The following is a 9,123-nucleotide window of genomic DNA, read 5'->3' as shown; positions in this document are numbered from 1 at the left end:
GGGATCAGAAGAAGCCCAGCGGGTTGATGTCGTAGCTCACCAGCAGGTTCTTGGTCTGCTGGTAGTGGTCGAGCATCATCTTGTGGGTTTCGCGGCCGACGCCGGACTTCTTGTAGCCACCGAAGGCGGCGTGCGCCGGGTACAGGTGGTAGCAGTTGGTCCACACGCGGCCGGCCTTGATGCCACGGCCCATGCGGTAGGCGCGGTTGATGTCGCGGGTCCACAGGCCGGCACCCAGGCCGAACTCGGTGTCGTTGGCGATCGCCAGGGCTTCGGCTTCGTCCTTGAAGGTGGTAACGCCCACCACCGGGCCGAAGATTTCTTCCTGGAACACACGCATCTTGTTGTGGCCCTTCAGCAGGGTCGGCTGGATGTAGTAGCCGGTGGACAGGCCGCCTTCCAGTTTCTCGGCGGCACCGCCGGTGAGCACTTCCGCGCCTTCCTGCTGGGCGATGTCGAGGTAGGAGAGGATCTTCTCGAACTGCTGCTGCGACGCCTGGGCGCCGACCATGGTCTCGGTATCCAGCGGGTCGCCGCGCTTGATGGCTTTGACCTTCTTCATCACCTCGGCCATGAACGCCGGGTAGATGGATTCCTGCACCAGGGCACGGGACGGGCAGGTGCAGACTTCACCTTGGTTGAAGAAGGCCAGCACCAGGCCTTCGGCAGCCTTTTCGATGAAGGCCGGCTCGGCCTGCATGATGTCTTCGAAGTAGATGTTCGGGCTCTTGCCGCCCAGCTCCACGGTGGAAGGAATGATGTTCTCGGCGGCGCACTTGAGGATGTGCGAACCCACCGGAGTGGAGCCGGTGAAGGCGATCTTGGCGATGCGCTTGCTGGTGGCCAGGGCTTCGCCCGCTTCCTTGCCGAAGCCTTGCACCACGTTGAGCACGCCGGCCGGCAGCAGGTCGCCGATCAGCTCCATCAGCACAGCGATGCCCAGCGGGGTCTGCTCGGCAGGTTTCAGCACCACGCAGTTGCCGGCGGCCAGGGCCGGAGCCAGTTTCCACGCAGCCATCAGCAGCGGGAAGTTCCACGGAATGATCTGGCCGACCACGCCCAGCGGTTCGTGGATGTGATAGGCGACGGTGTTCTCGTTGATCTCGGCGGCGCCGCCTTCCTGGGCGCGGATGCAGCCGGCGAAGTAGCGGAAGTGGTCGGCGGCGAGCGGAATGTCGGCGTTCAGGGTTTCACGCACGGCTTTGCCGTTGTCCCAGGTTTCGGTGACGGCCAGGACTTCCAGGTTCTGCTCGATGCGGTCGGCGATCTTCAGCAGGATGTTCGAGCGATCCTGCACGGAGGTGCGGCCCCAGGCATCGGCGGCGGCGTGGGCGGCGTCCAGGGCTTTCTCGACGTCTTCGGCAGTGGAGCGGGGGAATTCGGCGATCGGCTGGCCGTTCACAGGCGAGGTGTTGGTGAAGTACTGGCCTTTGACCGGGGCGACGAACTCGCCACCGATGTAGTTGCCGTAGCGGGACTTGAAGGAAACGACAGCGCCGGGAGTACCGGGTTGGGCGTAACGCATGGTGTTTCTCCTGTCTCTTGTTGTAGTTGCAAAGACGCGGTTGGCGTTTGTTCCTACTGGAGCAAGGGCTGGGCCAGAGTTCCGAAAGTGCCGTTCCAGAGCGGTTTTGTGATGGCCTGGCGCGCCTTCGTGGCAAGGGGTGTGACAGGCCCGGTACAACTGGGAGTGACACTTTGTCACGTATCTGGCGCAGCGGGTGACCAGTGGGTCAGGCGGCCATTGCAAAGGCATCTACGCTGGAGGATGCTGCGTCGATGCGGGTGCCGTTCCACGGCCAGGGCTGCCTCCCGGAAAGCCCGCACTGGAGAAGAACAACAATGCAGAATCCTCTCAGTCGTCACGCCCAACAGGTGATGACCCTGGCACAGGGTAAGGCGCAGGCCAGTGGGCCAGCCGCCGACCCATCCATCGCTCGCTCCTGGCTGCGTTGCCTGGAGGACTACCACCTCGATCCGGCCCAGGCGGTGGCGCCCACGGTGCTGGAGCACGGGCGCATGCTCGAATGCCGCGAGCGCATGCAGCAGGTGCTGGAGGTGGCCAATGGCGAGATGAACAACCTCTACCGGCAGCTCTCCGGGGCCGGCCATGCGGTGCTGCTGACCGACTCTCGCGGGGTGATCCTCAACTGCGTGACCGCCCACGCCGAGCGACCCACCTTTGAACGTGCCGGGCTCTGGCTCGGCGCCGACTGGAGCGAGGCCAGCGAGGGCACCAATGGCATCGGCACCTGCGTGGTGGAGCGCCAGGCGCTGACCATTCACCAGGACGAGCATTTCCGCAGCCGCCACACCGGCCTCACCTGTTCCGCCAGCCCGGTGTTCGACCCCCAGGGCGACCTGATGGCGGTGCTCGATGTGTCCTCCGCGCGGCACGATGTTTCGCGCCAGAGCCAGTTCCACACCATGGCGCTGGTCAACCTCTCGGCGAAGATGATCGAGAGCTGCTACTTCCTCCGTCGCTTCGAAGGCGAGTGGCTGCTGCGCTTCCACCTTCAGGCCGAGTACATCGGGCTGTTCAGCGAGGGCCTCCTGGCGTTTGACGGGGAAGGGCGGATCAGTGCGGTCAACCAGAGTGCGATCAACCTGCTGGGCCTGCCCCGCGAGCGGCTGATCGGCCAGCCGGTGGAGGCCTTCTTCGACTGCCGCCTGGACGATTTGCTGGGCCGCGCCACGCCGCAGCCGGTGACCAGCTGGCCGCTGCGCACACGTAGTGGCCGGTCCCTGTTCGCCGCCCTGCGCGGGCAGCCTCGCAGCATTCCGCAACCTATTCCGCTGGAGCTGCCGAAAGCGGCACGGCCCGGCATCTGCCTGGGCGATGCGGCGCTGCAAACCGACTTCCGCCGCGCCTTGCGCGTGTACGAACGGGATGTGCCGCTGCTGATCAACGGCGAAACCGGTTCCGGCAAGGAGGCCTTCGCCCGCGCCCTGCACCAGGCCAGCTCCCGCGCCGAACGGCCCTTCGTGGCGCTGAACTGCGCGGCCATTCCGGAAACCCTGATCGAGAGCGAACTGTTCGGCTATCGCGGCGGCAGCTTCACCGGTGCGCGGAAGGAAGGCATGCGCGGCAAGCTGCAGCAGGCCGACGGCGGCACCCTGTTCCTCGACGAAATCGGCGACATGCCGCTGGCGCTACAGACCCGCCTGTTGCGGGTGCTGGAAGAGCGCCAGGTGGTGCCCATTGGCGGCGAGCCGCTGCCGGTGGACGTGCGCATCATCAGCGCCACCCACCGCGCGCTGGAGGAGCGGGTGCAGAGCGGCGGTTTCCGCGAAGACCTGTTCTATCGCCTCAACGGCCTGATCCTCGATCTGCCCCCCCTGCGCGAGCGCAGCGACAAGCCGGAGCTGCTGCACTACCTGCTGGCGGAAGAGGCACGGGGCATGCGCGTCGTGCTCACCGAAGAAGCGCGCCAGGTGCTGCTGGATTACCACTGGCCGGGCAACGTCCGGCAGATGCGCAACGTGCTGCGTACCCTGGCGGCGTTGTGCGAGGACGGCATCATTCGCCTGTCCGACCTGCCCCGCGAAGTGCTGCGCGCAGCGTCCGCGCCCTCAACGCCGGAGCCCGTGGCCAGCCCACTGGACGACGCCGAGCGCACTGCATTGCTGAATGCGCTGGAGAGCCAGCGCTGGCACATGACCCGCACCGCCGAACAGCTCGGCATCAGCCGCAATACCCTGTACCGGAAGCTGCGCAAGCACGCCATCGCTACGCGCGGGTAATGATGTGGGAGCGAATTTATTCGCGAATGAATTCGCTCCCACAAGGACGCGCCTGGGGCGGGCGTGGCACGGAAAACCCCCTCTCCCTCCGGGAGAGGGCTGGGGTGAGGGGGATCAGTCCAGCCTTCGGACTTGCCAGGGGGACGCTGCGCATCCCTTGGCGAATAAATTCGCCCCTACAGGGATGTGCCTGGGGCGGGCGTGGCACGGATAACTCCCTCTCCCTCCGGGAGAGGGCTGGGGTAAGGGGGATCAGTCCAGCCTTCGGACTAGCAAGGGGACGCTGCGCATCCCTTGGCGAATGAATTCGCCCCTACAGGGATGTGCCTGGGGCGGGCGTGGCACGGAAAACCCCCTCTCCCTCCGGGAGAGGGCTGGGGTGAGGGGGATCAGTCCAGCCTTCGGACTTGCCAGGGGGACGCTGCGCATCCCTCGGCGAATGAATTCGCCCCTACAGGTTCATTGCCGACCACCCCAGCAGCAAAAAAAGCCCGGCCCCTTTACGGGGGCCGGGCTTTTTCACGAGAGGTGCGGGCATCCTTGCCCGCCGGGGGAGGGGCCGACGGCAGACCCCGGTTCCAATCAGGCGCCTTGCGGGGTTTCGCCGCGGGCCAGGCGTTTGTTGATGTCGTCGATCACCGCCGGCAGGTCTGCGATGGTGTCGATCAGGTAGTGCGGACGGGAGCCTTCGAACATCTGGCCGATGCGCGCACGCTCCTGGTCCAGCTTGTCCTTCGGCAGCGCCTTGAACTGTTCGTACGTCAGGCCCAGGGCGTTGCCCGAGCAGGTCAGGGCAACGGTCCACATGCCGGCGCTGCGGCCTTCGAGGATGCCCGGCCAGGTGTCGTCCACCTTCACGCAGGCGGCGACGTCGTCGATGCCGAGGGCGATCACGTTGGCCAGGGCCTGGGCCGGGTGCGGGCGGCCGTTGGGCACTTCATCAGTGGCTACCACGTAGTCCGGGGTGTAGCCGTTCTCGCGGGCCAGTTCCACTACCTTGGCCATCACCACCGCCGGGTAGCCGGAGCAGGTGCCGATCTTCAGGCCCTTGCCACGCAGGGTGGCGATGGCGTTGAGGGCGCCGGGGATCAGGGCCGAGTGCAGGCCGATCTTCTCGATCTGCAGCGGCATGAAGCGTTCGTAGATGGCGGTGACGTCATCGTCGGTGGGCAGGCGGCCGAAGGCGGCGCGGTAGCGTTCGCCAATGGCCGGCACGTCGCAGAGGGTGCGGATGTGGTCCCACTTGCCCATGCCCATCGGGCCGCGCGCTTCTTCCAGGGAGACGGCGACGCCGAACTCGGCGAAGGCCTCGACGAAGATCTGGGTCGGCGCGAAGGAACCGAAGTCGACGACGGTACCGGCCCAGTCGAGGATGGCGGCTTTGAGTTGGGTGGGTTGCTTGTAGTGCATGGTGAGGACTCCAGCGGATTGCAGGTTGAGTAAGGGAATTCAGGTTCTGGCCCCGGCGATCGCCGGTTGACCGTTGGCCGGGAGGTTTTCCGGCGCTTTCAGGGTTTGCGGGCGGCTGTTCCAGAAGGGCACCAGCATCAGGCTGGCCAGCAGCGCCGCGGCGGTGAACACGACGAATACGGTGTTGGTGTCGAAGTAGCCCGGCAGCAGGCCGCCGAGGATGGCGCCGACCGAGCCGCAGCCGTTGACGAAGCCCGCGGCGGTGCCGGCGGCTTCCTGGGTGCCGAAGTCGATGGCGGCGGAGCTGCTGATCATCGAATCCGGTCCGTAGAGGGTCATGCCCATCATGAACAGCAGGCCGACCACCAGGTACAGGCTGCCGCTCTGCATAGCCGGGACGAACAGCGCCAGGCAGACGGTGAGGGCGATCAGGCTGAACACGCAGGCCGGCATGCGGCGGGCGCCGAAGAGCTTGTCCGAGGCGATACCGATGAGGATCGGACCCACCAGGCCAGCCAGCTCGAAGGCAGTGGGAACGATGGCCGACGCGACCTTGCCGATGGCGGGCATGCGTTCGTAGACGATCACCGGGCCCCACAGGAGGATGGCGTAGCGGGCGGGCTTGAGCAGGAAGTAGGCCAGGCCAAGGACCAGCACGGTGCGGTTCTTGATCACCTTGCGCAGGGCATTCCAGTGGCTTTCACGCGGACCGCTGCTGGCGGTTTCCACTTCGACCGGGGCGTGGCCCACGTCTTCCGGCTTGTTGCGCTGCAGGAAGAAGAACAGCACGGCAACGGTGCCAACCACCAGGGCGGAGGAAATGAACGCCATGCGCCAGTCCTGGAACACGTCGTAGGCCCACCAGCCAGCGAAGGGCGTGGCCACCAGTCCGCCGAAGGCGTAGCAGGTGCTCCAGTAACCCAGCACACGGCCGCGTTCGCGGGTGGCGAAGAAGCTGCCGATGTTCTTGCACAGACCCGACCAGCCGGTGGACTGGGCCAGACCCTGGACCACCATGCAGGTGGCGAAGATCGGCAAGGTGGCGAAGGTGCCCATGACGACGGCCACCAGGGCCGAAATCACCAGGCCGCCGAGCACCACGACACGTGGGCCGAAACGGTCGGCGAAGATGCCCCAGGTGAACTGGCCTACGGCGTAGGCGGCGAGGTAGAGGGCGTCGAGGTTGGCCATCGCGGCCTTGTCGAGGTCGAAGCTCGGGTCTTCGCCGATGCCGAGCTTGGCGACGGAGAAGGCTTTCCGGGTGAAGTAGAAGGCGGCGTAGGCCAGCCAGGTGATGAGGAATATCTGGACACGCCAGCGCTGGAGGGATTTCCAGCCGCTGTGCAAGGCGCCTGCGTTGTTGTTCATGGTTTTCTGACCCCGTGTGGGTATGCCGGACAGTGCAAATAGGGAGGTTGTTGTTGTTTTGCTGCTGGGCTGTCTAAACGCACGACCTTGGTCAGATGGCAGCGGTCGTGGCGTCAGGCTGGTGAATGAGATTCGGCGTTGGTCTTGGCTCCTGCCCGGCTTGGCCGAGCGGTCGGTTTACTACGGAAATGTTTCAGAAAAAGGTCACCGCACCACGGCCCCGCTACCCGCAGCGGGAACCGTCTCAGGACGGTGGGTGACCGGAATGGGTTTGCCTGTCGACTCAGGCAGACCGTTTACTTCATGTCCACGCCCATCGCTTCCAGTGAGTCGGTGATGGCGCGCAGCAGTTGGCGGACGATGTGCTCGTCGATCTGCCCGATGCAGCCAATGCGGAAGCTCTCGGCCACAGTCAGCTTGCCGGGGTAGATGATGAAGTTGCGGGCCTTCAGTTCCTCGTAGAAGCGCTTGAACTCGAAGTTCGGGTGCTCCGGGCTGAAGAAGGTGGTGATGATCGGCGACAGCCACTGGTCTTCCAGCAGGGTCTTGAAACCGATTTCGCGCATGCCGGCGACCAGTACGTCGCGGTTGCGGCTGTAGCGTGCCAGGCGGCCTGGTACGCCACCCTCGGCGGCGTGCTGTTCCAGCGCCGTACGGAAGGCCACCACGCTGTGGGTCGGCGGGGTGAAGCGCCACTGGCCGGTGCGTTCCATGTAGAGCCACTGTTCGTAGATATCCAGGGCCAGGGAGTGGGCGCGGCCCTTGGCGGCTTCCAGCACCGAGCGGCGGATGATCACGAAACCGAAGCCGGGGATGCCTTCGATGCATTTGTTGGCGGAAGAGACCAGCACGTCGAAGGCGATTTCATTCACGGTCAGCGGTACGGCGCCGAAGGAGCTCATGGCGTCGACGATCAGGCTCTTGCCGTGGGCCTTCACCACGTCGGCGATTGCGCGCAGCGGGTTGAGGATGCCGGAGCTGGTTTCGCAGTGGACCAGGAAGACGTTGGTGACGTCCGGGTTGGCCTTCAGCAGGGCGTCCACTTCGTCGGGCTGCGGCGGCAGGTAGTCGCCCTTGTCCAGGGTGATGTAGGCGCGGCCGAGGTAGTCCAGGGTCTTGGCGGCGCGCTGGCCGTAGGCCCCGTTCATCAGGATCAGGCACTTGCCGTCGCGGGGGATGGCGGTGGCGAGGGCGGCTTCCACCGAGAAGCTGCCGCTGCCTTGCAGGGGAACGCAGGCGAAGCTGTCGTCCTGCACGCCGGCCATCGACAGCAGTTCCTGGCGCACTTCGGCGGTCACCAGGTTGAAGGCGCCGTCCCACGAGCCCCAGTCACGCAGCATGGCTTCCTTGGTGGCCTTGGAGGTGGTCAGCGGGCCGGGTGTCAGCAGGTAGGGCTCGCCGAGGGCGGGGGTCGCCAGCGGTTGGGTGTTGGTGGGGAATTCGGCTTTGGTCATGGTCGTCTCCAGCGTTGTTCTGGTGAGGGCGCGTTGCGATGGAGAGATAAAACCAATTCCCTAGAAATAAAAAAAATCGATTTATAGTATTTCAAAAATAGGTTGAGCTTATTTATCGAGGAGCAGGCGAATGGCGGTTTCCCAGGCACAGCTGAAGGCCTTCCACGCCGTGGCGGTGCACGGCAATTTCACCCGCGCGGCGGAGGCGCTGTTCCTCAGCCAGCCGGCGGTTTCCGACCAGGTGCGCAAGCTGGAGGAGCGCTTCGGCATCCTGCTGTTCCACCGCAACAAGCGCTCGGTGCAACTGACCGACCTTGGCGAGCGTTTGCTGGCCATCACCCAGCGGCTGTTCGCCGCCGAGGGCGAAGCCGAGGAGTTGCTGTCCACCTCGCGGGCGCTGGAAACCGGCAGTCTGACCCTGGCGGTGGACTCGCCGGTGCACCTGCTGGGGCATATTGCGCGGTTCTGCGAGCGCTATCCGGGCATTCGCGTGAGCCTGGTCACCGGCAACAGCGACGAGTGCCTGCGCCGGTTGCAGGAGTACAAGGCGGACTTCGCCCTGCTGGGCCGCGTGGTGGAAGACGACAGCCTGATCACCCAGGTGCTGAGCAGTGACCCGCTGGTGGCTTTCGTCGCCCACTCGCACCCCTGGGCGGCGCGTAAGTCGATCGTTCTCGCCGATCTGGAAGACATGCCAATGGTGCTGCGCGAACGCGGCTCCATGACCCGGCAGATACTCGAGGAAGAGATGCGCCGCGCCGGTATCGCCATTCGCCCGGCCATCGAGGTGGAGGGCCGCGAGGCGACTTTCGAGATGGTCGCGGCGGGCCTTGGCGTGGGCTTGGTGTCGGCGGCCGAGGTGGGTGCCAGCGCCAACGTGCACGTGCTGCCGATCCGCGATTGCCTGCAGCGCATGACGGAGACGCTGGTGTGCCTGCGCGAGCAGGGATCGCGGCGCATCATCGAGACCTTTTTTGCCATTGTGAGGTCGAACGGCGGCTAGCTGGAGGCTTCTTCTTCATTGTGGGAGCGAATTTATTCGCGATGCGGCACTGGGGGCTGCTTCGCATCCCATTCGCGAATGAATTCGCTCCCACAGAATCGTGGAGGCCCAATAGGGGCGACAGGGCCGCTGTGCTAACCTGCG

At 65.3% G+C, this 9,123-nt stretch carries 6 protein-coding genes; 2 read left to right on the top strand and 4 right to left on the bottom strand.

Going from position 1 to position 9,123, the window contains the following annotated elements:
• Positions 1-4: 4 nt before the first annotated feature.
• On the bottom strand, positions 5-1,525 hold the full coding sequence (locus E8E91_RS20840; protein ID WP_280378442.1) for an aldehyde dehydrogenase family protein: 1,521 nt from the start codon (positions 1,523-1,525) through the stop codon (positions 5-7).
• Between the two features lie 317 nt (positions 1,526-1,842).
• Here E8E91_RS20840 and E8E91_RS20835 point away from each other — a divergent pair, with 317 nt between their 5' ends.
• A complete protein-coding gene (locus E8E91_RS20835; RefSeq protein WP_280378439.1) occupies positions 1,843-3,744 on the top strand; it encodes a sigma-54-dependent Fis family transcriptional regulator in 1,902 nt (633 codons plus the stop codon).
• 582 nt (positions 3,745-4,326) lie between these two features.
• Here the strand turns inward: E8E91_RS20835 and phnX are convergent.
• The 3 genes from phnX to E8E91_RS20820 form a co-directional block, all read right to left on the bottom strand.
• Positions 4,327-5,154: a phosphonoacetaldehyde hydrolase gene (phnX, locus tag E8E91_RS20830; RefSeq protein WP_280378436.1), complete on the bottom strand. Its 828-nt coding sequence runs from the start codon at positions 5,152-5,154 to the stop codon at positions 4,327-4,329.
• 39 nt (positions 5,155-5,193) lie between these two features.
• A complete protein-coding gene (locus E8E91_RS20825) occupies positions 5,194-6,522 on the bottom strand; it encodes an MFS transporter (protein WP_280378434.1) in 1,329 nt (442 codons plus the stop codon).
• Between the two features lie 296 nt (positions 6,523-6,818).
• A complete protein-coding gene (locus tag E8E91_RS20820) occupies positions 6,819-7,976 on the bottom strand; it encodes a 2-aminoethylphosphonate--pyruvate transaminase (protein WP_280378433.1) in 1,158 nt (385 codons plus the stop codon).
• A gap of 130 nt (positions 7,977-8,106) precedes the next feature.
• On the opposite strand from E8E91_RS20820, the gene E8E91_RS20815 reads away from it, so the two are divergent.
• On the top strand, positions 8,107-8,979 hold the full coding sequence (locus tag E8E91_RS20815; protein ID WP_280378430.1) for a LysR substrate-binding domain-containing protein: 873 nt from the start codon (positions 8,107-8,109) through the stop codon (positions 8,977-8,979).
• Positions 8,980-9,123 lie beyond the last annotated feature (144 nt).

Origin of the sequence: Pseudomonas sp. BN515, from assembly GCF_029873155.1 — a bacterium.
In the GTDB taxonomy this organism is placed as follows: domain Bacteria; phylum Pseudomonadota; class Gammaproteobacteria; order Pseudomonadales; family Pseudomonadaceae; genus Metapseudomonas.
The sequence above is the reverse complement of the archived record's forward strand: the minus strand, read 5'-3'. Positions and strand labels throughout refer to the sequence as shown.